The following is a 23,694-nucleotide window of genomic DNA, read 5'->3' on the forward strand; positions in this document are numbered from 1 at the left end:
GGTTATGCTCTTCTCATCTATTTTTAATAGCATATTCCAAGGTTTCCGGATGATTACAATTCTTACTACAGAGGGAGCAAACTTACAGCAATAAAAGATTTGCAGCCAATAAAACTTTCCTATTTATAATTTTGTGAAAAATCGGCATTGTCGAATAGTTAGTAAAGTAATAAACTAATAGTAATTTCTGATAGCGGATGGTGGAACTTGTGGACCTGATAAAAGATTTGTTTTTCAATCTTTCACTTATATTACTTCTAATGTTTATCATTAATCTTTGGTCTGAGCGTTACAATAAGGAGACCGCACGACGTTTTCTCACGGCTTTCGGTCTTTTTTTGTCCGTCTTGGTCTGTCTCTCTTTTTCCACTGAAGTATCTGGAGTAATGGTAGACTTGAGACAAATCCCTATTATAATAGGTGGACTTTATTATGGTTTTGGTCCGTTTTTGACTATTTCTTCTCTGCTCTTTAGATGGCTTTTTTATGGATTTAACCCCGGTTCTTGGCCCGTTCTTCCTATCTATGGTGCATTAGCTATTTTTTTATGGCTTGCACATCCTTGGTTTCTAAAACAAAATGCTAGAAAACGTCTATACGTGTCTTTAACCAGTGTCACTATAATGTGCGCAATGATTTTTATTAACTTATTGAAATTGGGTCACTCATTGTCTGAGCTAAAAGTGGTTTTAATTACCACCTTCACTCAATATATTGGGATATGCATGATGTCTTATTTAATAGAAGAAATGAAAAAAAATGAGTTTTTTCGCGAGCAGATGGTAAAAGCCCAAAAAATAGAATTAGCCAGTCATATGAGTGCTGCCATTTCACACGAAGTAAGAAATCCATTAACTGCTGTTAAAGGGTTTTTACAACTTGCATCAGAGGATCAAAGCATCCAGGATCCAACTAGGAGATACATTAACACAGCATTAACTGAACTTGACGCTGCTGAGGATGTAATCAAAAGTTACTTAACATTTGCACGCCCCTCTATCAAAACCGTTGAAATATTTGAAGTTCGGGATGAGCTTATCCAGGTTCTCAACTCCCTGAAGCCTCTGGCTAACATGAATTCAGTCGAAATCATTACTGAAATGACTGATTGTGGATATGTAGTTGGAGATAAGAACCGATTTCGCCAATGTTTCCTAAACATAATGAAAAATTGTATTGAGGCTATGCCCCTTGGCGGGAATCTTAGAATTCACACATATTTAATGAAAAATCAAATTAAAATTTGGGTTTGTGATACTGGAACAGGTATGACCTCGGATCAATTAAGTCGTTTAGGCGAGCCATATTATTCAACTAAAGGTAAAAAAGGAACGGGTCTTGGACTCATGGTATCTTTTAGCATCATCAGGCAATTAAAAGGAATGATAAAAATAAATAGTGAAATAGGTAAAGGAACAGAGTTTCTGGTTACTTTCCCCGCTTTTGTGGATTAACAAAATGATTGAAGCAAGCTTCCTTTTTAAATTATTTTTAAAACCCACTTGACTCATAGGAATAGTTTGGTTATTATTGGGTTACTTTCATAATTTTACTTGCTGATTGGAAAACCAAAGGCACCTGACCCCAAAATGGTCTAGGTGTCTTTATTTTTTTCAAGCGTAGGGAGTGATTTTTTAAAATTTTATTCCCCCCTCTGTTGTACAGGAGCAGAAATATTGGGAAAACATATTTTTAGATTATGCTGTTAATGTGTCATTGCGGGTGGAAAATTCACTCTGGATAAAACAAAAATTAATTCCGCTAGGCAGCTTGCTGGAAGTGGAATCCTGATATAAAGCTGGGCTAATCCGAAAAACGGTAGGTTTGGTTTTTTTATCGCGATAGTTTTTGCAATAGTTAAAAAACTCTGCTCTTCTCTTATTTTTTAAGGATCGGCATCGTTTTAATTCCTACTATAAAGGGTGGATTACTTACAATTGGAGTGTTGATATGAAAGAACTTAGTTCTCGACTGGCTTTGAGGTCCATATTAGTCAGCTATCTTTTTATTCTGGTAATAATGCCAATTTCAGCTGTATATTTAAAGGGTTTTTCCCTTGGCTGGGACCCTTTTTGGAAAGAAATTACCGGAATTATTGCCTGGAAGGCTATTATTTTAACGCTGAAGCTTAGTATTTTAACAACTTTCATTCAGGCTTTTCTCGGAACATTTATAGCTTTTGTATTGGTCAGGTATAAATTTTGGGGTCGTAGATGGTTAAATAGTCTTATTGATCTCCCCTTTTCCCTGCCTACAGCCGTTTCGGGATTAATGCTGCTTACCCTGTTGGGACCGACAAGTCCTTTTGGAAAATGGCTTGAATCATTTGGAATTAGCCTCTTATACAATGAATCGGCCATTGTCATCGGCATGATTTTTATTACTTTGCCTTTTGTCATCCGGACGGTACAGCCGATGATTGAGCAATTAGATCCTTTTGAAGAGCAAGCCAGCTTTATATTGGGTGCCGGAAAGGCTTTTACTTTCTTTAAAATTACTCTTCCTGCCGTTTTTCCGGGAATCATAGCTGGCAGCATGCTTACCTTTTCCCGTTCCCTGGCGGAATTCGGTGCCATATCACTTATTTCTGGCAATCTGCCTGGCAAGACACAGGTTGCGTCTGTCTACATTTATGGTGAAATCGAAAACTATAACACCCAGGGGGCAGCTGCTGTTTCTGTCGTACTGATTACTTTTTCGTTAGTTGTGTTGTTGCTGGCTAATTTTCTTCAAAAATGGAAGGGAAGGACAATATGAGAAGACTCTTTATTTCTATGACAATACTAATACTCTTCCTGATACTTTTCCTCCCTTTTCTCAGCATCGTATTAGGTGCATTTGACCAGGGAGCAGACGCGTTTTTGGTAGCTCTGCAGCGCCCTGAGTCGCTTCATGCTCTAAAGGTTAGTTTCATTATTGTCATGATCGTCGTTGTTATTAACACCATAATCGGGATTCTGCTCTCGATAGAAATGATTCGGGGAACCTGGATATCAAGATGGCTTCGTCCGCTCATTAATGTTTTGGTTGATTTACCTTTTGCAGTCTCTCCTATTATTGGCGGTTTAATGATCATTTTACTTTTCGGGCCAAATACGGTTATGGGAATGTTTTTTGAAAATGCAGGAATTAAAATTGTATTTGCTCTTCCGGGAATGGTGCTGGCGACTATATTCGTTACCTTCCCACTTGTCATTCGGGAGATAGTTCCCATTTTGGAGGAGCTGGGAATGACCTATGAAGAGGCATCCGCTTCACTCGGTGCGGGTCCGCTGCGAACCTTTTTTCTCGTCACCTGGCCTTCTATTCGCTGGGCTATTTATAACGGAATCATTCTTACCATTGCAAGATCCGTTGGGGAGTTTGGAGCGGTGCTTGTCGTTTCAGGGAATATTCTTAATCAGACTCAGACCGCCACCACATTAGTCTATCAGGATTCTGTAGACTTTAACATGATTGCTGCTTATAGTGTGGCATTGCTCCTGGGGCTATTTTCCATTACAGTACTTCTGATTTTGGATTGGCTGAAAAAAAGAAAGGAAGATCAATTAAATGCACATTGAGGTTAAAGACTTAGAAAAAAAATTTGGGTCCTTTATAGCTATCCAAAAAGCCAGTTTTAAAATTCAAAAAGGACATCTGGTTGGACTGTTAGGGCCAAGCGGCGGAGGCAAAACATCTTTGCTTCGTATGCTTGCGGGTCTTGAGCAGCCGGATTCCGGTGAAATCTTCTTTAATGGCAATCTAGCTAATTCTTTATCAATTCAAGCAAGAGAAATTGGGTTTGTTTTTCAAAACTATGCTTTGTTCAAGCACATGACCGTTTTTGAAAATATAGCGTATGGTCTCAAGGTGAAAAAACAAAAAGCATCCGTGATTAAGGAACGTGTATTTCATCTTCTTCAGATAATGGGACTTGAAGGAATCGAAAAGAAATATCCGCACCAGCTTTCTGGGGGCCAGCGACAGCGAGTAGCTTTTGCAAGAGCTCTCGCACCTGAACCACAGCTATTATTACTTGATGAACCCTTTGCTGCAATTGACGCTAAAATTCGGAAAGAACTTCGAATTTGGCTAAGAAACCTTATTAATGAATTCGGTGTCACAACCATTTTTGTAACTCATGACCAGGATGAAGCGATAGAAGTCGCGGATGAAATCATCATCGTCCAAAAAGGCAGAATTGAGCAGCAAGGTTCACCCTGGGAAATTTACAACCAGCCTTCCTCTTCATTTGTTGCTTCCTTCATTGGTGAATCAAACAGTTTGGCGTCCCCTATTTCTCTTCAGGGATTTCCCGACCTCCCGCGCTACTTTAGGGGTGAAGATAGGAATTCAGAAGTGAAAGTATATATCAGGCCGGAATGGATTGAAATACGTACTGAAAATAAGTACTATCTTGCCAGTGCCAGTGAGCCGGCAGTCGTATCACATGTTCATTTTAGAGGAGACTCCTGGTTCATTGAATTTCAATTAACGAATGGAACAAAGCTGTTTACCTATCAATCTATTAAAGAACATTTTTTAAAAGTCGGTGATCAAATTAACATTTTAATTCACCAGCTAATCGTTTTCACCCCTTCAGAAACAAGAGTATTGGAAAATCGATCAAAAATCGACCCAATGCCTGTATTTATATAAAAATATTATCAATAAAAGGAGTGTAAAAAATGAAAAAAAAGAAACATGCTTCTCTGCTTGCAAGCTTAACGTTAATTATGTCTGTTTTCATTAGTGGTTGCTCTTCTTCCAGTGAAGCTAAAACAACACCCAAAAATAACAAATCCGCTCCTAAGAAGAATGAAACAGTTACACTTACGATTGGCGGATATTCCACGATAAAAGATGAATTTGAAGCCATCTTCCCTCTTTTCCAAAAGGAATGGAAGGAAAAGACTGGACAAAATGTGGAATTCAAAGAATCTTACCAGGGTTCAGGAGCCCAGGCACGAAACATTACAAATGGCTTTGAAGCTGATATTGCGGCCCTCTCTCTTGAAGGAGACATCGATAAGATTGTCAAAGCGGGTTTAATCAATCATGATTGGAAAAATGCTCCCCATGGCGGAATTATTACAAAATCGATCGCGGCTTTCGGTGTACGTGAAGGCAACCCCAAAGGTATTAAAGACTGGTCAGATTTAACAAAACCAGGCGTTCAAGTCCTATTTCCAAATCCAAAAACCTCCGGCGGTGCAAAATGGGATGTAAATGCCATTTATGGTGCAGGACTGAAAATAGCAGAAGAAAAAACAGGTAAACAGGATCCGGCACAGGCTAAGACACTGCTAACGAAGATTTTTAAAAACGTAAAAACACTGGACAAAAGTGGGGAGGAGTCAATGGCAACGTTTGATAAAGGTGTTGGAGATGTAATCATAACCTATGAAAATGAACTGATTGACCGGATCAAATCTCAAAAGAAATATGAGGAAGTCGTACCGAAATACACAACTGAAATTGAGAATCCAGCTGCGGTTGTTGATAAATATGCCGATAAGCATGGTACAAGAAGAGCGGCAGAAGCTTTTTTGGAGTTTTTATGGACTCCTGAAGCACAAAAGATTTTTGCTGAAAGTGGCTTCCGTTCAGTTGATTCAGAAGTAGCAAAGTCGTTTGCGGACCAATACAAGCAGCCTGGTGGTTTATTTGACACAAGTTATTTAGGAGGATGGGCTAAGGCCGAAAAAGATATATATGGGGAAGGCGGAGTCTGGGACAGCATAATTGCAGGTAATTGAATAAGTATAATTACAGCAAAAGGTCTGCCTGATTTTCAGGCTGGCCTTTTTTGCTTATCAGAATTTTTATCCATAAATTCTGAAAGCATAAGAAAAACTAAGACATACACCAAAAGGACTTAGTGAATGCCAATTTTTCCTAAGAATAAGTCCCTTTCTCCTATGCTTCAATTTTTCATTTCTCCCAAGTTAAGGTATTATTCTCGGTATATAAGGGGATTTTTCAACTCATTCTTAGGAGGATTGCGATGTATAATAAAGAAATAAAACCTGAAGAGGTTGTTACTATACTAAAGGAACATCAGGACTTTTTCAAAACGAAACAAACCTTAGAATTGAATTTTCGTTTAGAGCAATTAGAAAAGCTCAGAGCCGGTATTATCCAATATGAATCAAAAATTAATGAGGCGCTTCATATTGATTTGGGAAAGCATCCATTTGAGACGTATACGTCGGAGGTGGGTTTTGTTCTCAACAGCATTGGCCATACAAAAAAGCGGCTTAGAAAATGGGCAAAGCCTAAAAATGTAAAGACACCTTTAGTGCTCTTCCCTTCCAAAAGCACTATCATGTATGAACCGTACGGGACAGCATTGATAATTGGACCCTTCAATTATCCATTCCAGCTTTTAATTGAACCGTTAATCGGGGCGATTGCTGCAGGAAACTGTGTGGTACTAAAGCCGTCAGAGGTTGTGCCGAATGTCTCGGCTGTCATTTCCGAAATGATAGAAGCGGTGTTTGATAAATCTTATATTCAATCCGTCCAGGGCGGTGTTGAAACGACTACCTCCTTAATAAATGCGCCTTTTGATTATATATTTTTTACAGGCAGCGTACCTGTCGGAAAGATTGTTATGGAGGCTGCTGCTAAAAACCTTGTGCCGGTAACATTGGAATTAGGCGGGAAAAGCCCAGTAATCGTAGATCAAACTGCTAATATAAAGGTTGCTGCGAGCCGGATTATCTGGGGTAAGACCCTTAACTCCGGACAAACCTGTGTCGCTCCTGATTATTTATTGGTGCATGAGGATGTGAAAGAGAAACTTATCGATGAAATGAAGCAAACGATTAAACAATTTTATGGAGAAAACATTGAAAACAGTCGAGATTTTGGACGAATCGTTAGTGAAAGACATTTTAACCGTTTAAAAAGCATCCTCGATAAAGACAAGGACCTAGTTATTTTTGGAGGAACTGTGAATCCGGAGACTCGTTATATCGAACCTGCCTTAATTGAAGCATCCTGGGACTCGGCATCTATGGAGGACGAGATATTTGGACCAATCCTACCTGTAATTACATATAGTAATTTGGATGAGGCTATTAGGTCAATTAACAAGCTCTCCAAACCGCTGGCACTTTACCTTTTTACCTCTGATAAACGTGTGGAAGAAAAGATCTTATCGGAAATTTCCTCCGGTGGTGTGAGCATTAATGATACGGTAACTCATTTAGCAAATCCTGAATTACCGTTTGGAGGCGTTGGCTACTCAGGAATGGGCGCATATCATGGCCATTACAGCTTTAAGACTTTTTCACATGAAAAAAGTATTCTCAAAAAAAGCAGCAGAATCAATTTGACTACATTGTTCCCGCCTTACAGTGTTAAGAAATTAAATTTGATACGAAGATTGCTGAAATAAAACGATCAGATTTACAGACAGCATCAAAAAGGGCTAATACCTAGATGGTTCTGTTACCTTTCACAAATTTAAAAAATGTAAGGCAAATAGAAATCCTTCACAACAAAATCTCTTTCAATACTAGATAATGTATTGACTTTACTGATCACCCTTTTAAAAGTTGTGAGTGTCCTTTTCGCATCTGTGTAAAAACCCCCTGAAAGACTAATTTTCTTAACCATTGCCATTCATCCCCCCAAAAAGAAGAATTAGAATAACACTTAAACTAGGCTGACACGTTAGCTCAATAACAATTTAATTTATCGTTTAAAAAACCTTTAAAACGTTGCCGTACTTCCTTGTCTTTTAGCAATTTTCTAACCATCTTTCTCGATGAAAAATATTCCCTAATTTCTTTATCTTGTTCTATCACTTTAAGTAAAGATGGTTGAGAAATCACTAATTGTTGGAACCAATATTTTTCTTTAACTAAATTTATATTAATTTCAGTCTTTTCTTCTTTTGAAAGGGTGAGGTAATTAACATAAGAAAAAAAATCTTTAATTATTGCCCAAATTGCTTCTTCGTTTGTCTTCATTTACTTCCCTCATTTATATTTTGGTTTTTTACCTAACACTAACCTCCTCGGTTTTAATAAGGAAATTCAAGAAAAAAGGTCACAAATCCTTCAAAGTAAAAATGTTTTATAATGCTTCTAAAAAATAAAGGACCAAATCGTTGCCATAGCAATTTGGTCCACAAAACCATTTACATTTTCAAATCCGAAACAGTTACGGAACACCGCCCCTTTTTTAATAACTGACGACTCTTTTGGTCACTTTATTGCATTCTGACTCCAGCGTTCTTCAATTTTAAATACCTTCCATACTACATAAGACAAGAGCCAGGAAAATAAAAATAAAGCAACTAAAAAATAACCCATCCAACTGATTTCAAGGTTTTGAATCCACTGCCATCCCCCACTGGTAAGATTCATCTTTTCAGAGAAAACCTGGGCAAGTTCTATCATGCCTATTAACAGAGCCGCCATAACAGATAAAGAGGTAACGGTTAAATTATAGTAAACCTTGCGCAATGGTGTAGAAAAAGCCCATTTATAAGCATTGGTCATAAACACACCATCAGCTGTATCCATTAAGCTCATTCCTGCAGCAAAAAGAATAGGCAATGAAAGTATACCAACTAACGGTAAAGCATTTTTGGCTGCACCAGCGGATATTGCCAGTAATGCAACTTCGCTTGCTGTGTCAAACCCAAGACCAAATAAAAAGCCTAGTGGATAAACATGCCAGCTTTTATTGATAAACCGAAATAAAGGTCCGGCAAAGCGGGCAACAAAGCCTCTGTTTAATAAAAGCTCCTCTACCTCTTCTTCATTGTATGTTCCTTTACGCATTCTAAGAAAAACCTTTTGTAAGTCAACTAGAATAACAGCATTCAAGATCCCAATAAATACTAGGAAACAGCCCGAAACAATCGTTCCGATCTCGCCGCCCATTTCCTGCCATTGCGGCATCTCTCTTTGTGCCCAATGCACAGAAAATGCAAGTACTACTGCCATGATAAAAACAACACTTGAATGCCCTAATGAGAAAAAGAATCCTACACCAATTGGGTTTTTCTTTTGCTGAACGAGTTTTCTAACCGTATTATCAATAGCAGCAATATGATCGGCATCAAATGCATGCCTTAATCCGAGGGTGTAAGATAGAAAAGCCATTCCCAGCAGTAAAGAATGATTTTTTGCACCCATTAATAAAAATGAAATTCCAACTATGTGTAAAAACAGAACAACTAAGCCGTACGGGACCCAGTTTATCTTTAAAATCCTTCTAATTTTTTGCAAACTAATTCCTCCTGCTAGCTTTTCACTTTTATAATCATAACAATTTTACCATCCAAATAAAAACCTTTTTTTAAAGTGTAAGAGTACCAAGAATGTTCATGATTAAAAGGAGATGAAACCTTTTTTAAAAATGGCAAATATCGCGTTAGTGTCCCTTTAATCCCACTATCTACCTTATGTGATAACTATATCAATATAGTATAATATTTTTGGTAATACATTATTTTACAAATACAATTTAATAGTTTTTAGAGGGGATAGATGAATGGTCAATAAATTACGAAAGATGGTGTACCCATTCTCGTTTGGATTCCTCTGCGCCGGCCTATATTCTGCCTTGTATTCACCTAGTGCAGAAGCCGCGGATAATCCTCCTTGGGTTAGCCCTATTGCTGTTTCCCCTTTGGCTAGTGATGGATCAACAGTTTCAAAAGATGTACAAATTTCCGTTACAGCTGGAGATGACACAGGTGTTTCAAAAGTTGAATTTTATAGCGCCAATGGCGGATATTTAATTGGAACAAGGACCTCATCACCATTTACAATAAAATGGTCGACCGACCCTTGGGTTCCTGATGGCGAACAGACGATAAGAGTCATTGCCTATGATAAGTCTGGGCAAAGAGCTGGAGCGTCTCGTAAAGTTTATATTCAAAATGACAAAACAGCACCTTCTGCTCCATCTAATTTGCAGACAACGGGGAAAGCTGCAAATAGTATTTCCCTAGAATGGACTGCTGCGAAGGATAATGTTGGTGTTGTGGTTTACGAGATTTATCATGATCAGGTTTTAGTGGGCAGCTCGACAGGTACAAGCTTTACTCTTAAGGATTTAAATCCTGGAACAACCTATCAATTGTCGGTTAAGGCAAAGGACCGGGCCGGGAACCTTTCTGCTGTAAGCAATATCCTTAATGAATCGACTTCACCTACAGTACAAGATTTACCACCAACTTGAGCCCTATTGAGGTTTCTCCACTGGATTATGATGGAGAATCAGTTGGTGGAAATGTAAAACTTTCAGTGAATGCCACTGATGATTCAGGGATTTCAAAGGTCGATTTTTACAGTGCTAATGGTGGATATCTTATTGGAACAAAAACTTCAGAACCATTTACAATCACCTGGTCTACAGATCCATGGGTTCCGGATGGTGAACAAATTGTAAAAGCGATTGCCTATGATAAATTGGGACAAAAAACTGAATCGTCGCGTAAAGTTTACATTCAAAATGATAAAGCAGCACCTTCGACTCCTGCTAATTTACGCATGACAGGAAAAACCGATCAGACTATTTCCCTGGCATGGGATAACGCAAAAGATAATACAGGGGTTATCGAGTATGAAGTTTATAACGGCCTGGTACGTATTGGTACATCAGCAACCGATTCAATAACTTTAAAAGATCTCAATCCTGGAAAGACTTTTAGCTTATCAGTAAAAGCAAGAGATCGCGGTTGGAATTTTTCAGGAGCAAGCAATTCTTTAAAAGTAACTACTGATGCATCCATTGATACCATCGCTCCTTCTTCTCCAGCCAATCTAACTGTATCCGCATTTACAGATACAGCCATGAAACTGAATGGGATGCAGTAAAGGATAATTATGATAACATCAGCCCAAATATTACCTATCAGATTTATAATGGTGACACACTTTTAGCAAACACTTCAATGCTTCGGACTACTATTAATAAATTAAATCCGAACACAAACTATAACTTAAGTGTTAAGGCAAAAGATGCTGCTGGGAACCTTTCCGAAGCTAGTCCAGCAGTAAATGCTACAACAGGAGCTCCGGATACGAAAGCACCTGAGGCACCCTTAATAATCTCTCCGGAAAACTCGGATAAAACCATTACGTTAAAATGGAGTGAGCCTATCGATAATTACGGTGTTACGAGCTATGAAATATACCAAGATGATGTAAAAATTACTGAAACAACAAGCCCTAATTTTGTAGTTGGCGGACTTGAGCCGAATACTGATCATACCTTTTACGTTACCGCTAAGGATGGAAAAGGCAATGTTTCGCCGGCAAGTAATGAACTTAAAGTGTCTACCGGTTCACTCCCATTCACTCCACCGAGTCATGTAGTAGCAGGTTATTATGCAGGCTGGTCAACTTATAGTGGCTCACAAGTTTCGGACATTGACGCGTCAAAGCTAACGCAAATTAACTATGCTTTTGCTAATATCGGCGATGACTTGAAGATGCAGGTTGGAGATCCTTATGCTGATATTCAAAAAGCATTCCCTGGTGATTCATCCTCCGATGCGTTTAAAGGTAATTTCAATCAATTAAAAAAGCTTAAGCAAAAATTCCCTCATCTTAAAACAGTTATTTCAGTTGGAGGCTGGGGATGGTCGGATAAGTTTTCCGACGCGGCTTTGACAGATACTTCACGTTCCGTATTTGCCGATAGTGTCGTAAGGTTCCTTGTAACCTATGGCTTTGACGGAGTTGACTTCGACTGGGAATATCCAGTTGGCGGTGGATTAAAAACAAATGTAAATCGGTCGGTAGATGCTAAGAACTATGCTCTTCTGCTTCAAAAAGTGCGCGAAAAACTGAATGCGCAGCATGCTCTTGATGGTAAACAATATTCCATTTCGATTGCAGCAGGTGCTTCTGCTGATTTTGCTCAAAACGCTCATTTAGATCAAATAAGTAAAAACGTTGATTATGTTCAGCTAATGACGTATGATATGCGAGGCCCTTGGGACAAAACAACCGGTTTCAACGCTCCATTAAACACGAACACGGCTGAACCGGCAAATGCGCCAAACGTTTCACAGTCTGTACAATTATTTTTAGACAATGGAGTCCCTGCTTCAAAGCTCGTTATGGGAGTTCCGTTTTACGGCTATGAATTTAAATCCGTCGAGGATGCCAACAATGGATTACACCAATCTTATACTGGCGCCGTCTTTTCAGACAGCTATGGTGATTTAGAAAGAGACTATATTAATAAAAATGGATATATACGCAGCTGGGATTCCGAATCTCAGGTTCCATATTTATGGAATGGTTCTAGGTTTATCACCTATGATGATGCTGAGTCGATGAAGCTAAAGTCAAATTTTATAAAATCAAAAGGGTTAGCTGGAGCAATGATTTGGGAGATTAGTCAGGATCCTAATGAAACTTTGCTGAACCAGGTAGCAACGGATTTAAAATAAGTAATAGAGGAGCCAAATTGGCTCCTCTTTGTTTATAATGAATATACGAGGATCTCTTAAAAGAGAGAAAAAATCCCTTCCAGTGATGGGCGGGGCCTCTAGGACAAATATTTTGTGCTGCCTTACTAAATGTCCGATAGACCGGTCATATACGATATCCGTTAAATCGAGTCTCAAATAAAAGAGTGATTTAAAATGACATTTATTCATTTTCGTTCTGGAAACTTACGGATTATCTACATATTAGCAGTATTTATAAGCATTTTATTAGGACTTGCCTCCCGTAAATACAGCTATCTCCTCCCTCAATTTCTCGCGGAGAACGCCGGTGATGCCATTTGGGCAATGATGGTCTATTTTGGTTTCCGATTCCTCCTAGTAAAGAAAAGCCTAAACTTGTCTGTCCTGCTCATTTTTCTGTTCAGCTTTGGAATCGAATTCAGTCAGATGTATCAGGGAAACTGGATAAATCAGCTTAGAGGCAACATAATTGGTGGATTGGTCCTGGGGCGAGGATTTCTTACTGCTGATCTCTTTCGATATACCGCCGGGATTATTTTGGCTGCCGTTTTAGACAAGATCCTTCGAACATTTAAAGTATGTAATTAGTATAAAAGTCTTTCCATTCCTGGACCATCAGCAGGTCTCTCCTGAAAGCCATGTTTTTTATAAAATTCTGCTTTTCCTTTTGCACTAGTAAGCTGTACCCACTTTATCCCGCTCGATTTGCATTTTTCAATAAGAAGGTTTAGCACTTTGCTCCCTATTCCTCTTTTTTGATAATCCGGATGAATAATTAAATCTCCAATAAATGTTTGATAGATTCCATCTGATACAATTCGTCCAAAACCAATTAATTTTTTAGAATCATAAACAGAAACCAGGTACCAGCTCTTGTTAATTGATATAAACAAATCATCCTGTGTAAATCCGTAACGGGCATTCCAGCCTGTAGTTTCATATAATTGATAAAACTCCTCTTTGGTTGGGATTACATTTTTATATTCCATTTGTAACTTTCCTCTCTTAACAAACTCGCCAACTAACGATATATTCCATTTGTTCATTTGGAAGAGCTAATTCAGGAATATCCATTATCCAATTACCGCTGATATTTAACTCAGTATATGCCGTATCAAATTGGCACATCGCAATTCCCATATCCAGAAGCTGCATTTCATAACCTAATTTAGAGCTATAGTTAGGTATATGCTCGATGTAAAAATGACATGTTTTCCGGTCCTCTGATAATACAAGTCTCCAAGGCTGCTTATTGGATGCAGAAGGCCCGAGTCTGACCATTTCAATAGGACCTTCCAGTTGACCAGCATTTTCATTTTTTAAGTGTGTTTTAAATTCAGTATTAAAAAATAGCTTATCCCAGGATTTTTTATTATCTGCTTTTACAACGACACGGACAGCTTTATCGAACAACCGCTGTTTTTCTTTTGGGTAGCCTATTGGTGTGATACATGGTATGAATTCTCCGTAGTTTATGGTAATTTCCTTCTCAAACGAATTTCGGTCAAACGTGCCTCCCATCCAACAGGTTCCCATTCCTAAACCCACTGCAAATAAAACTAACTTGTGGAAATTGTAAGCAAACTCCACTAGGGAATACTTATCATTTTCGGTAATGCCAACCAAATACGCTCTTGGATTTTCAATAAATCCATAGGTGTCTAATTTTATTCCTTAAACGGTTACATTATTATTGACCTGCACAAGTTCAACCCGGCCTTTTCTTCCAAAAGGACCAATGAAATTCGCTTCCCTTTCTATGTAATCCTTAATTAATTGCAAATGCGTTTCTGAAATATTTTGAGAATCATATGTTCTTATGGATTGGCGTCTTCTCATAATCTCGATGCTCACAGTAATCTTCCTATTCTATTTAGGTTCTATAAGTACTTGTCTCGCAAAAGTTCTTCAGAATGCCGCCGTGGCTGTGATTGATTTTTACCTTGAAAATAAGATTTCTTCCAATATTTAAGCACCTTTACTTCGCTCATTGCTAACATAGGTTCCACCTAATAGATCATGAATACCTCTTTTATCTGCTCTGAATATAATCATAAAGACACTGACCAAACTTGAAATACCTACTGTTAAACAAACCAACAAAAACTTACCTACAACTTCTCTAAGTAACATATTTTTAAAAGTTAATTCCCCATTATCCAAGCGTTTTACTTTTATTTTCATAATGCGTTTCCCAATAATATAGCCACTCCAAAGGAGCGGTACAAACGTTAAGTACAAGGTATAAATAATTTGCCAGGTCCAGCCCTTAACCCACTCATAAAAGTCTTTTTCCCCGTTTAACAAGAAAAGCACTGCGGATATAGGAATGGTGAGAATAAACCAATCTAAAAGGTCGGCTAAAAACCTGATACCAAAACCTGCTGGCTTTCTATCCATAATATCATCTCCCTTTCTATTGGGCTGCGTTATTCCGGGCTGCTTTTTGGATGGCATTTACTCCCATAACTACCGCTATTAACTCAAATATATTTAAACCTTCGTCCATGCTGGTTAACTGAAAAGCGGGTGATGCAAAAAATCCACTTATTTTCTCGAACCGGCCAATTTCATTTTCGTTTTCATCAAATAGGATGTATAGATTTGAAAAGGCTTCTGACTCGATGTGAAAGTTTCGATTATCTTGGGTTTGATACTCATATTTTTTTGCAAAGAATGCTAACTTTCCTTTCAATCTCCCAATCTCTTCCCCAAATGAATTGGAAATGATCCATTTACGGCTCATGAAAGCAAACTTTCCACTAATAATAATTTTTCCATTAAGATCAAGTACATCCAGCCCAGCCGTGAATGCACTTTTAAGGTCAATCTCTCCGACCTTTTCTTTTGATTTATTATATATAGTTGTTTTGCCAGCTGAAAAAAAGTTATCTGAAACATATAAAGTTTGTGTACCCATTCGTCTCCCCCCTATAATAAACTTATTTCTCTTTTTCCATTAAAATCCCTTTTTTTATTAATCTATTATTAAAAAAGAGCTGAAAAAACAGCTCTCATTCTTAATCCTTAAACCTCCCCATTATAATGGTATTATAGTAGTTACCATCTGAAAGCAGTTTGTCGTTCCTTAAAACGCCTTCTACTTCAAAACCATGTTTTTCATATAGGTTTTTGGCTTTCTCATTGGTTTCAAGTACGTTCAGGGTTATTTTTTTAATATGGTTTGAGTCTGCCCATTGAATCGACTCCTTTAAAAAGTTTTTACCTATACCGTGTCCCCAAAATTCTTTTAAGACACATACACCAAACTCAACTTTATGAGCTGATCTCTTCAATTTGTTCCCTTCACATCTTGAAAACCCTGCAATCCTATCATTTGCCTCAGCAACTAAAAAAAGTTTCCTATCACTTTCAGAATCCTCTTTAATCATTTGTTTAAAACCTGATTCATCTATGTATGCCTCGCCTTTTTCCCTGTCCATATTTTCTGTTTCCCCATCGATTTGTACTCTTATTTCAGACAAGCACTTGGCGTCTTTCTCTTCGGCCGATCTGATCATATAACTGAAATTATTTATATTGAATTCTCTTGGAACAATTCTCATTTAACATGCCCCCTTGTTTAAGCTCTCCTTTTAAACAGCATTCTCTTTTTTAAATAATTTGATATTTCAACATCATCATCTACTATATAACCGGTTTTTACATAATGGATTAATTTGCTTGATTCAAGTTCTACTCTTTTTCTCCCATAAGGATATTGAAACCAATTATCTTTGAAAGATCTTCCACTAAGATATCTTCATTTGGTACTCCTTATTCCATGGCCTTTAATCTTAATAACTGGGCTTCAGATAAGTTATTCTCTCTCCATATTACTCCGCCGGAAAATAATATTTTATTAGCCATTCCCTCGTTATACAGGTCTACTGCCTTTGGCAATCTATATTCAACAGCTTTGCTGCTGCCAGGAATCAAAGATACATTCTCCCTTTTCGTGATCGTCTTGTATATTTTTATAGAGAAGATCTGTCATTTGGTTATCAGTAGTTCCTCAGGATTTAATTGGGATATTTTCATCATTTACTTCTATTCTTTAAGTATATTACTTACAAATTCACATTGTTTTTATTAGACCTTCATAGTAAACAGTAAAAGCTGCCCGTTATAGGCAGCTTATTCACTTACAAAGTTATTAATTACCGGTGAACGAATCTTCATTTTTAAATCATAAGAGTGAAAATTTTGTCCTATTTTTGCCATGAAAATCACCACTTGGTTTCAATGTTGCCCATTGGGTTTTTGAACTAAGTATTGGCAAGTTTTCTATTTATGGTTAAACAAATAGAGAGAACAAAATAACAGGACAATAGCAATGCCTTTTTTTATATCTAGCGGAATAACCTGTCCGCCAAACCAGCCAAAATGATCAATTAATGCACCAAAAATTAATTGCCCTGCGATAACTGATACAAGAGCGGGGGCCACACCTATTTTTGGGACAGCCAAAATCATCACACTCACATAAAAAGCACCAAGCAGACCTCCAAACAGCTGCCATTTGGGGACGGAAAAAACTGCGCCAAGATTTCCCTTACCAAAAAACAATACCATAAAGAATAATGCAAGTGTTCCAATGGCAAAGGATATAAATGCCCCTTCTATCGCACCTGCCTTTTTGCCGAGTCCTCCATTGATCTGTGCCTGACAGGCAACCGCCACCCCTCCTATAAAGGCAAGTAACGGGAATAACCATTTCATGTTGATCTCACCCTTTCATCCTTATAACAGAACTTTTTCCTCACAATTCGATAAGTCATTAAAAAATCCCTTTATTTTTTAGAAAATCGCAAACTCCACGCCATGTGCAGCTGATTCAAAATCTAATAAAGGTACAAGAAAAATGAAACAACCAAAAACAATTAATAACAATTTGCAGATATCCAAAGAGTTTAGAATAACAAAATCTACATACTAGCAGGTTTTTGTTTATTGCTCTGTAGTCTAACAAAAACCTACTCTTCCTTTCCAATCTTATTATTAGAGTGGTTTAGTAAATAAATCATAAACCTTTTTCAGGTTTGACCTAAAATAGGTAGTAAAGGACCAGTCTTGATAAGTCTGTGGAATAAAGATATCATCAATGCTTTTCTTTTTTTCAACAGCCTCCGACACTAATTCCATTATATCGTTGATGTATCCCTTTACTTCATGAAGCTCTTTCATTGAACAAACTTTGCCATGCCCTGGTACGATCGTTTCAATATCTAAAAGCTCCACTCGCCCTAAAATGTTTATCCATTCCTGGGGGTTTCCATCTATCATTACTGGATGATGCTTTGAGAGTACTAAATCGCCCATTACAGCTAATTTTTCTTCAGGAAAATACACGAATGTATCACTTTGCGTGTGACCACCGCCATAAGTTATCAGTTGTACTGTCCGGTCACTACCATGTATACTCATCTTTTGTTCAAAGGTAATGGTTGGAAGAGTGTATACCATTTGGGGAAGGAATTGCATGTACTCTCGGTCACTAGCATTTTCCCATTCCATTTCCTTTTTCAACTTTTCATCTTTCTCTTTTTTTATTTTCTCTTTTATTTCTTCCATAGCCTTATAAATCGGCTCAGGGTTTTTGAGTTGCTGTTCTAGTCTGTTTTTTCCAAAATTAGCCATAATATTTCGAGTAGTTGAGGTAGAAAGTATTTCTGCCTTTGGCGTAAAAACTTGATTACCACTCGTATGGTCACTGTGCCAATGTGTATTGATTACATAGGAAACTGGTTTTCCAGTAAGGCGAATGGCAGCTTCATGCAGGTCTTCTGCAGCCTTTATTGTTGTGAAGGTATCCACTACTAGTGTTTTATCACCTAAATCAATGATGGCTGCATTTCCGACAGAGCCTGTACCAGGGACAGAAATGGCGGCATATACACCTTCAGTTACGTTATTTAGCTGGAAATGCTTTGAACCCATATATGTATCTATTGTATTTTTCATGTTTCCCTCTCCCATTTTAATATATTATTTTTCTACTATTATGTATCCGCTTTTCAATTGAACATTGATGTCCTCCTACTTCAACAAAAAAGGGATATTCTCCTTCTTTAAGAATTGCCCTTTTTATGATGTTCCTAATAAATCAAAAGGACCATCGTTACGAGTACATTTTATTTTACCTATTCCTTTAGGAGAAGAAAACCGCGTGATTTAGCGGCTGTATGTAAATAATTTTTTTCAATTAATGGAAATAATATGTGAAGCAGATACACTAATATACAAACATTTCTCATATTAAATATAGAGTTAAATAGGGCATTTTGGTAAAATGCTTCTCTATTTATGGATAATCCTTGGAAAGGGATTTGGCCAAATTGGCAGACTAAATTCGCTAACAATTGTTTTTTTTCATTCGACTCCCCATATATGGCCCCTTGCTTTTATGCATTGGTATTTCCAAGTACTTTTAAAAAAGCTTTTTACCAAAGGAGGACTAACCTTTTGAAGATTTCTTCTATGACGTTCAAAGAACCTCCAGTTTATCATGAAATTCCCCCCATTTATGAAGGTTTAGGCCTGCCGGATTTATCTTCGTTCATTGAACAACGCTTTGAATTCGCTTATGCGATTGGGAAAGAGGAAAGAATAGGATACGGCAGTATTCGCTTTTATAAACAACAGGGGGATTTTAAAGTAAATATTTCTGATAAATTACCAGGAGTGGGACCTAAAAAGCTTCAACAAATAAAAGGTTTATTACTGGAGGATGCCAAAAGGGCTTTAATCCAAAGTATTGATTCAGAACTAGAAAAACGGCAGGTTTACTATGCCGACTTTCGCCAGCGCAGGAAAGATTGAGAGTGAGTGTGTTGTTCCAGAAACTCGTAAAAAAATTTGTATATTAAAAAAGCAATGCGATTATTTACGCATTGCTCTCGATAATTAATTTTTTGTAAAATGAACGAACACGGCTTTCTTTGAGTTTTACAATTTTTCCATAACGGCAAAGTAATTACTTTCATTATCTGCAAAATTAAATATTCTTCCAGCAGGCATATTTACAATTTCCCCAACTGTAACGTTTTTACTTGTTAAGTCGCTATATAATGAATCAAAATTTTTCGAGAAAAACATTAAAGAAGGTGTTCCAAGATTTAATTCAGGTTCCATTTTTGAAATCAGTTCCTTGTCATGTAGAATAATCCTAGTTTCAGCTTCATTTGTAGGAGCAATTTCAATCCATCTCATTCCTTGGCCGTTATCTTGTTCAGAAACTACTGTAAATCCAACTTTATCTCTCCAAAAATTTACTGCTTCATCTTGGTCATTTACATACAGCATAATCTGGCCAACTACATTAATCATTATATCCCTTCCCTCTTCATTAGTATTTTTTCTTAAAACTAATTCATCTTTCGGAAGACTATAAACAAAATTCCTCGTTGAAAAACTGTAACACTTCTTTCTAGACATCTTCATTTTACCAAGGTATCAATATATGCGCTAATGTAGCCTCTGTATTCGTCTGTCAGATCATTTGGTAGCCTTCAAATCTGACCAACATGAAGTTTTTGCTTATGCAGTCTTTATGCATATCTTCCAAGTCCATCTACTAAAGTCATCCTCCGCACTTGACAACAAATCGCTAGATCAAAGAAATCGCCTTATTTAGGTATTTGCTAATTTCGCAGGTTTGATTTTTGCAGACAAGGACGCAAGTGCAGATTCATTGAATCCTTTAACGATCAGCCAGACTGCTAAAATCATTTCATTAGCTGCTACAGGCAGTGCCAAAATACCACCCCACACAGAGGTTTGTTGAATGATTCCGAACATTTCAAGCAAGGCTGCAATAAAAACAAGCGTTGCCCCTGTTATACCCAAGAGTGGTATAAACCTGGGTACGAGCTTGGATTTATAAAATATATAACTGTACATCATTGTATTGATGCCAAGCATGAAATTGGGACCAAGTAAAAATGTCCAGTCATGTATTGCTTTTAATACTGTACCTGAAGCTTGAAAAGAGGCGGTGTCAGTACCTCCTGCTGCTGCAAATTCCCTGCTTAAGGTCAATAGGGAAAGTACACTTATTATACCAACAGTAATGATAACCGCTTCCAGAAACCTGAAGCAAAGATGCCATAGAGCGATAGTTTCATTATATTTCCTCAAAATTGGAAACATGGTAGTTGAAGTACCAATCGCCGATGCGACAAGAATTAACTCCATAAGTGCTCCAAGTACCACCTGGTTGGCGTGTTTGGAACCTGTAATCAGATAATCAGGAACTTTTAGGATAGGATTGTATAAAATAAGCCCAACTACCGCCGTAACGGCTGCAAGAATAAACAGTACACCAACAATTTTTGCTGCTTTTTTGTTTGAATTCATTTTTATCTCCCCTTCTTTAATAAATCCACAAACGATAAAGCAAAAAAATTTTAGTTCTTACAGCTTTGTGTTGTCCCCATAAAAGAATACCTCTTCTAACGGTAAGTTAAAGGCGTGTGCAATACGAAAAGCGAGTTCTAGGGATGGGGAGTAGTTTCCCTTTTCGAGAGCCACAATAGTTTGTCTTGTTACACCCACCTTGTCAGCCAATTGCTGCTGAGTCATTTCATCATGGTTGAATCGTAATTTTCGAATGTGATTGCCGACAAGCTTTTTACTCATATTAGACTCCTTTCCGATAGTGATAAAGTTTCGTAATGGAGCCAGTCACATCGGAAAGGAATCCTGCTGTGATTAAGATAATGAACATTTTCTGTGATGGTTCATAGATGATCAGCGACCCCATTGCCAGAAGAAAGCCGACGATAAACACGAAAAAAGAATTTCGGTTCGCTTTCAAGTCAATTAATTTATCAAGTTCATCTGCAAATTTTGGTTCCTTTTCTCTGGTTGTAATTCGAAAGACAATGTTAAAAATTATGCTGATAAGGATATGAGCGATTATTGAAAACAAAGTCAGGATGAGGACGAAGGAGCCCCAAAAGTGGAAGGTTTCTGACTCAAGCCCCCCTTCTGGAAACCTCGGGTACATGTACAAGCAATAAGATCCGAAAATGAGTATGGCGCTGATCAACGAAACGATACTCTTCTTTTCTTGATAGGTCATAGTTAACACCTCCTGTATGGTCACTTTTACATCAAGTAAAATATTATATGCACAATGTAATATAAAGTATACATTAAGTCAATTTTTTATTACATTAAATTCGTTTAACATCGCTAAGTAGGCAGTGTTCCAGCCCTCTGCAAACGCAACGGGTTGGGGATTTAAGAAACGAACTACCTTATGGCCGTTTTTCTGAGCTGCAAAGCAAAAAAAGACAGCAGACCAAAGCTGAAATAATACAGTCTTTGTCTGCCGTTTAAGATTAACTAAGCTCTTGAAAACTACCTTCTTGCAATTCCCTCACTTTTTCTATCCATTTTCCCCTTTTACTCACTTTATAGAGAGAGGGTGAGCCACTCTTGTAGGAAACCCTTAGGGTTTGATTCATTTCACGTAGGGTATTCTTCCTTAGGTTTTTAGACAACCAATCAATAAAGTATCTATTCCGACCTTTTCGGAAGCCAGTCTGCCAGAAAAGCTGGCAGCACTTTACCTTTAACGGCGAGCGTAGTGTGGCCGCCGGCTACAAGTGAGTAGGTCTTGTCTTTGCTTGAAACCACATTAATAAAGTCTTTGCTTAAATTCTCAGGAACAAGTCGGTCCTCGCTGGCTGCGACTATTAGAAGGTTGGCTTTAATATTGACAGGGTCAGCCTTTTTGCCACGTATCACCAAACTTCGATTCATGAATTTATTTTCCTTCCCCATATCATTCAACAGCTGTTTAACAGCGGCTCCTGAAAATCCAATATGGCCCTCTGTCCAATTGTTGAACCGTCGCCATTTATCAACATAATCTTTGTCATAGCCCTTATTTAATAGAGACAGGTAGTGGCTAAAATAGATTGGTGCACTGACTGCACGCATGCTGTATTTCATGAATTTTCCCGGAATAAATCCATATGCGTCTAAAAGCCTGTCTATTTTCAAATCACCATTTTTAATGGCTTCAATCCATTTATCGAATATCGGAGGATCGGAGAAATTAAGCGGGGCAACACAAAGAATTAAATTCCGGATAGGTTCTGATGAAATTGCTGCATATATAGCGGCCAAAGTTCCTCCCAGGCAGTAGCCGATGACGGTAATTTCCTTTGCCTTGGAATGGTGCAAAGCCATCCGTACGGCACGTTGAATGTAATCGACAAGATAATCATCAATTGTAATATCTTTATCCTCGTAGCCCGGGACACCGAAATCCAGCAAATAGACATCAAAACCATTCTCGACGAAGGCTTCGATCATGCTCGCCCCCGGAGCCATATCAAGGACAAATGCTTTGTTTACAAGGGAATATATAAGAAAGAGAGGGACAGAATATTTCTTTTTTGAAGTTCGATAATGCCAAAGGGTCGCTTTATTCTTTTTCCAGACCGCTATTCTTGGGGTGGGTCCTACTTCAGGTTCAGGCGTTGTCCAAATGCTGAAGAATCCTTTCCACCGTTTTGCTTCCTTCTCAGGATCGAAATCAGGCATGTCGGTCACCTAATTTTCTTACTGCTTGATGTAGCTCGTTTTTACCTAAAGCAAAGGAAGGATCCAAAAGTGAAGCAAAGGAAGGATCCATAATGGATTTAGTTAATTCATAGATTATTCTTTTCTTGTTTGATTTACTGCTATAGGTGGTTTCCTCATCTGACATTAATAGTGGGACACTTTGTTGTTGCGTAGAATCTGAAATCCCATTTTTCGCTAAAAGGGCCTTTAATTCCTCGATTGAGGCAGCCAATTGCATGATTTCATCTCTTAATTTATCTACTTTTTCTTCGGTCTGAATGGTCAGCTTCCCTATATTCGCCACATCCTTCTTTGTTGGAATATTGAGTTGGATTGAAGTAATTTCCTGGTACTGATGGAGCCGCTCAATTAGGTTCGCATGGTGATTGGCCAGAATACCAGCAATACCAGCAACATCTCTCCTGTTAAGATGGTTACGAATCTGTTCATTAAGCTGAGTCTCTAGTTTAAAGCCGGCATTTCTAAGAAATTCATAAATATCACTAATCTTATGCTCTTTTGACATCGATAATCTCCTTTCTTGTTAAAATGTTCATATTAGTATAAACAACCTTCTTTTTCTTTGTGCCAAAATTAGTAATCTTGCCCGTGCCTTTAATTGAATAAAAAATTTTTTTACATGAGGCATGTACCGCTACGTAATTAAGCATAATGCA

Annotated in this window: 28 protein-coding genes; 11 read left to right on the forward strand and 17 right to left on the reverse strand. The window is 37.8% G+C overall.

From position 1 onward, the window contains the following. Window positions 1-209: 209 nt before the first annotated feature. The 6 genes from G8761_RS15145 to G8761_RS15170 all read left to right on the forward strand — a co-directional run bounded on the left by G8761_RS15145 (window position 210) and on the right by G8761_RS15170 (window position 7,387). A complete protein-coding gene (locus G8761_RS15145) occupies window positions 210-1,454 on the forward strand; it encodes an ATP-binding protein (protein WP_166028119.1) in 1,245 nt (414 codons plus the stop codon). A 496-nt stretch (window positions 1,455-1,950) separates the two neighbouring features. After that, window positions 1,951-2,757: a sulfate ABC transporter permease subunit CysT gene (gene cysT / locus G8761_RS15150; RefSeq protein ID WP_166028121.1), complete on the forward strand. Its 807-nt coding sequence runs from the start codon at window positions 1,951-1,953 to the stop codon at window positions 2,755-2,757. Beyond that, window positions 2,754-3,563, forward strand: a complete 810-nt coding sequence (locus G8761_RS15155; protein ID WP_166028122.1) for a sulfate ABC transporter permease subunit — start codon at window positions 2,754-2,756, stop codon at window positions 3,561-3,563. Before cysT ends, G8761_RS15155 begins: the two co-directional genes overlap by 4 nt. Continuing rightward, window positions 3,553-4,641, forward strand: a complete 1,089-nt coding sequence (locus G8761_RS15160) for a sulfate/molybdate ABC transporter ATP-binding protein (protein WP_166028124.1) — start codon at window positions 3,553-3,555, stop codon at window positions 4,639-4,641. Before G8761_RS15155 ends, G8761_RS15160 begins: the two co-directional genes overlap by 11 nt. A 29-nt stretch (window positions 4,642-4,670) precedes the next feature. Further along, window positions 4,671-5,741, forward strand: a complete 1,071-nt coding sequence (locus tag G8761_RS15165) for a sulfate ABC transporter substrate-binding protein (protein ID WP_166028126.1) — start codon at window positions 4,671-4,673, stop codon at window positions 5,739-5,741. A 248-nt stretch (window positions 5,742-5,989) separates the two neighbouring features. After that, window positions 5,990-7,387: an aldehyde dehydrogenase gene (locus tag G8761_RS15170; protein ID WP_166028128.1), complete on the forward strand. Its 1,398-nt coding sequence runs from the start codon at window positions 5,990-5,992 to the stop codon at window positions 7,385-7,387. 283 nt (window positions 7,388-7,670) lie between these two features. Here G8761_RS15170 and G8761_RS15175 read toward each other — a convergent pair whose 3' ends face one another. Together G8761_RS15175 and G8761_RS15180 are read right to left on the reverse strand one after the other, a co-directional pair. Then, window positions 7,671-7,964 (reverse strand): hypothetical protein, encoded by a 294-nt coding sequence (locus G8761_RS15175; RefSeq protein WP_166028129.1) that lies wholly within the window; start codon window positions 7,962-7,964, stop codon window positions 7,671-7,673. A gap of 237 nt (window positions 7,965-8,201) precedes the next feature. Next, window positions 8,202-9,233 carry a HoxN/HupN/NixA family nickel/cobalt transporter gene (locus G8761_RS15180; RefSeq protein WP_243450035.1) on the reverse strand — a complete coding sequence of 344 codons (1,032 nt, stop codon included), beginning with the start codon at window positions 9,231-9,233 and terminating at the stop codon, window positions 8,202-8,204. Window positions 9,234-9,498: 265 nt separating this feature from the next. Between G8761_RS15180 and G8761_RS15185 the strand changes: the two genes are divergently transcribed. The 4 genes from G8761_RS15185 (at window position 9,499) to G8761_RS15200 (ending at window position 13,024) form a co-directional block, all read left to right on the forward strand. Continuing rightward, window positions 9,499-10,191 carry an Ig-like domain-containing protein gene (locus G8761_RS15185; protein WP_166028131.1) on the forward strand — a complete coding sequence of 231 codons (693 nt, stop codon included), beginning with the start codon at window positions 9,499-9,501 and terminating at the stop codon, window positions 10,189-10,191. After that, window positions 10,188-10,829, forward strand: coding sequence for an Ig-like domain-containing protein (locus tag G8761_RS15190; protein ID WP_166028133.1), 642 nt, complete (start codon window positions 10,188-10,190; stop codon window positions 10,827-10,829). The genes G8761_RS15185 and G8761_RS15190 overlap by 4 nt, the downstream gene beginning before the upstream one ends. A gap of 77 nt (window positions 10,830-10,906) precedes the next feature. Beyond that, complete coding sequence (locus G8761_RS15195) at window positions 10,907-12,415, forward strand: glycosyl hydrolase family 18 protein (protein ID WP_166028135.1); 1,509 nt, start codon at window positions 10,907-10,909, stop codon at window positions 12,413-12,415. Between the two features lie 195 nt (window positions 12,416-12,610). Further along, complete coding sequence (locus tag G8761_RS15200) at window positions 12,611-13,024, forward strand: ribosomal maturation YjgA family protein (RefSeq protein WP_166028136.1); 414 nt, start codon at window positions 12,611-12,613, stop codon at window positions 13,022-13,024. Here the strand turns inward: G8761_RS15200 and G8761_RS15205 are convergent. The 9 genes from G8761_RS15205 to G8761_RS15240 all read right to left on the reverse strand — a co-directional run bounded on the left by G8761_RS15205 (window position 13,021) and on the right by G8761_RS15240 (window position 18,400). Beyond that, window positions 13,021-13,425, reverse strand: a complete 405-nt coding sequence (locus G8761_RS15205) for a GNAT family N-acetyltransferase (RefSeq protein WP_166028138.1) — start codon at window positions 13,423-13,425, stop codon at window positions 13,021-13,023. The two genes, G8761_RS15200 and G8761_RS15205, sit on opposite strands and share 4 nt — an antisense overlap. A 16-nt stretch (window positions 13,426-13,441) precedes the next feature. Beyond that, window positions 13,442-14,107, reverse strand: coding sequence for a nitroreductase family protein (locus tag G8761_RS15210; RefSeq protein ID WP_338000972.1), 666 nt, complete (start codon window positions 14,105-14,107; stop codon window positions 13,442-13,444). 3 nt (window positions 14,108-14,110) lie between these two features. Beyond that, window positions 14,111-14,290: a nitroreductase family protein gene (locus tag G8761_RS27235; RefSeq protein ID WP_243450037.1), complete on the reverse strand. Its 180-nt coding sequence runs from the start codon at window positions 14,288-14,290 to the stop codon at window positions 14,111-14,113. Between the two features lie 114 nt (window positions 14,291-14,404). Then, window positions 14,405-14,836, reverse strand: coding sequence for an RDD family protein (locus tag G8761_RS15215; protein ID WP_166028140.1), 432 nt, complete (start codon window positions 14,834-14,836; stop codon window positions 14,405-14,407). A gap of 16 nt (window positions 14,837-14,852) precedes the next feature. Then, window positions 14,853-15,356 carry an LURP-one-related family protein gene (locus G8761_RS15220; protein ID WP_166028142.1) on the reverse strand — a complete coding sequence of 168 codons (504 nt, stop codon included), beginning with the start codon at window positions 15,354-15,356 and terminating at the stop codon, window positions 14,853-14,855. Between the two features lie 100 nt (window positions 15,357-15,456). Further along, entirely contained in the window at window positions 15,457-16,002 is a 546-nt protein-coding gene (locus tag G8761_RS15225) for a GNAT family N-acetyltransferase (RefSeq protein WP_166028144.1), read from the reverse strand. 211 nt (window positions 16,003-16,213) lie between these two features. After that, window positions 16,214-16,375, reverse strand: coding sequence for a YdcF family protein (locus tag G8761_RS27240; RefSeq protein ID WP_243450038.1), 162 nt, complete (start codon window positions 16,373-16,375; stop codon window positions 16,214-16,216). A gap of 348 nt (window positions 16,376-16,723) precedes the next feature. After that, window positions 16,724-17,158 (reverse strand): DMT family transporter, encoded by a 435-nt coding sequence (locus G8761_RS15235; RefSeq protein WP_166028146.1) that lies wholly within the window; start codon window positions 17,156-17,158, stop codon window positions 16,724-16,726. Between the two features lie 279 nt (window positions 17,159-17,437). After that, window positions 17,438-18,400 carry an MBL fold metallo-hydrolase gene (locus G8761_RS15240; RefSeq protein WP_166028148.1) on the reverse strand — a complete coding sequence of 321 codons (963 nt, stop codon included), beginning with the start codon at window positions 18,398-18,400 and terminating at the stop codon, window positions 17,438-17,440. Window positions 18,401-18,901: 501 nt separating this feature from the next. Between G8761_RS15240 and G8761_RS15245 the strand changes: the two genes are divergently transcribed. After that, the gene (locus tag G8761_RS15245) at window positions 18,902-19,258 is read left to right on the forward strand and encodes a hypothetical protein (RefSeq protein ID WP_166028150.1); all 357 of its coding nucleotides are present in this window, start codon (window positions 18,902-18,904) and stop codon (window positions 19,256-19,258) included. A 126-nt stretch (window positions 19,259-19,384) separates the two neighbouring features. On the opposite strand, the gene G8761_RS15250 is transcribed toward G8761_RS15245, so the two are convergent. The 6 genes from G8761_RS15250 to G8761_RS15275 all read right to left on the reverse strand — a co-directional run bounded on the left by G8761_RS15250 (window position 19,385) and on the right by G8761_RS15275 (window position 23,543). Beyond that, window positions 19,385-19,765, reverse strand: a complete 381-nt coding sequence (locus tag G8761_RS15250; protein ID WP_166028408.1) for a VOC family protein — start codon at window positions 19,763-19,765, stop codon at window positions 19,385-19,387. 303 nt (window positions 19,766-20,068) lie between these two features. Beyond that, window positions 20,069-20,794 carry a DUF4386 domain-containing protein gene (locus G8761_RS15255; RefSeq protein ID WP_166028152.1) on the reverse strand — a complete coding sequence of 242 codons (726 nt, stop codon included), beginning with the start codon at window positions 20,792-20,794 and terminating at the stop codon, window positions 20,069-20,071. 57 nt (window positions 20,795-20,851) lie between these two features. Then, window positions 20,852-21,076 carry a helix-turn-helix transcriptional regulator gene (locus G8761_RS15260; protein ID WP_166028154.1) on the reverse strand — a complete coding sequence of 75 codons (225 nt, stop codon included), beginning with the start codon at window positions 21,074-21,076 and terminating at the stop codon, window positions 20,852-20,854. Window position 21,077: 1 nt separating this feature from the next. Then, window positions 21,078-21,521, reverse strand: a complete 444-nt coding sequence (locus G8761_RS15265) for a hypothetical protein (protein ID WP_166028156.1) — start codon at window positions 21,519-21,521, stop codon at window positions 21,078-21,080. Window positions 21,522-21,961: 440 nt separating this feature from the next. Next, window positions 21,962-22,996, reverse strand: coding sequence for an alpha/beta fold hydrolase (locus tag G8761_RS15270; protein WP_166028158.1), 1,035 nt, complete (start codon window positions 22,994-22,996; stop codon window positions 21,962-21,964). Next, complete coding sequence (locus G8761_RS15275) at window positions 22,989-23,543, reverse strand: hypothetical protein (protein WP_166028160.1); 555 nt, start codon at window positions 23,541-23,543, stop codon at window positions 22,989-22,991. The genes G8761_RS15270 and G8761_RS15275 overlap by 8 nt, the downstream gene beginning before the upstream one ends. Window positions 23,544-23,694: the final 151 nt, after the last annotated feature.

This window comes from Neobacillus terrae, from assembly GCF_011393025.1.
In the GTDB taxonomy this organism is placed as follows: domain Bacteria; phylum Bacillota; class Bacilli; order Bacillales; family Cytobacillaceae; genus Neobacillus_A; species Neobacillus_A terrae.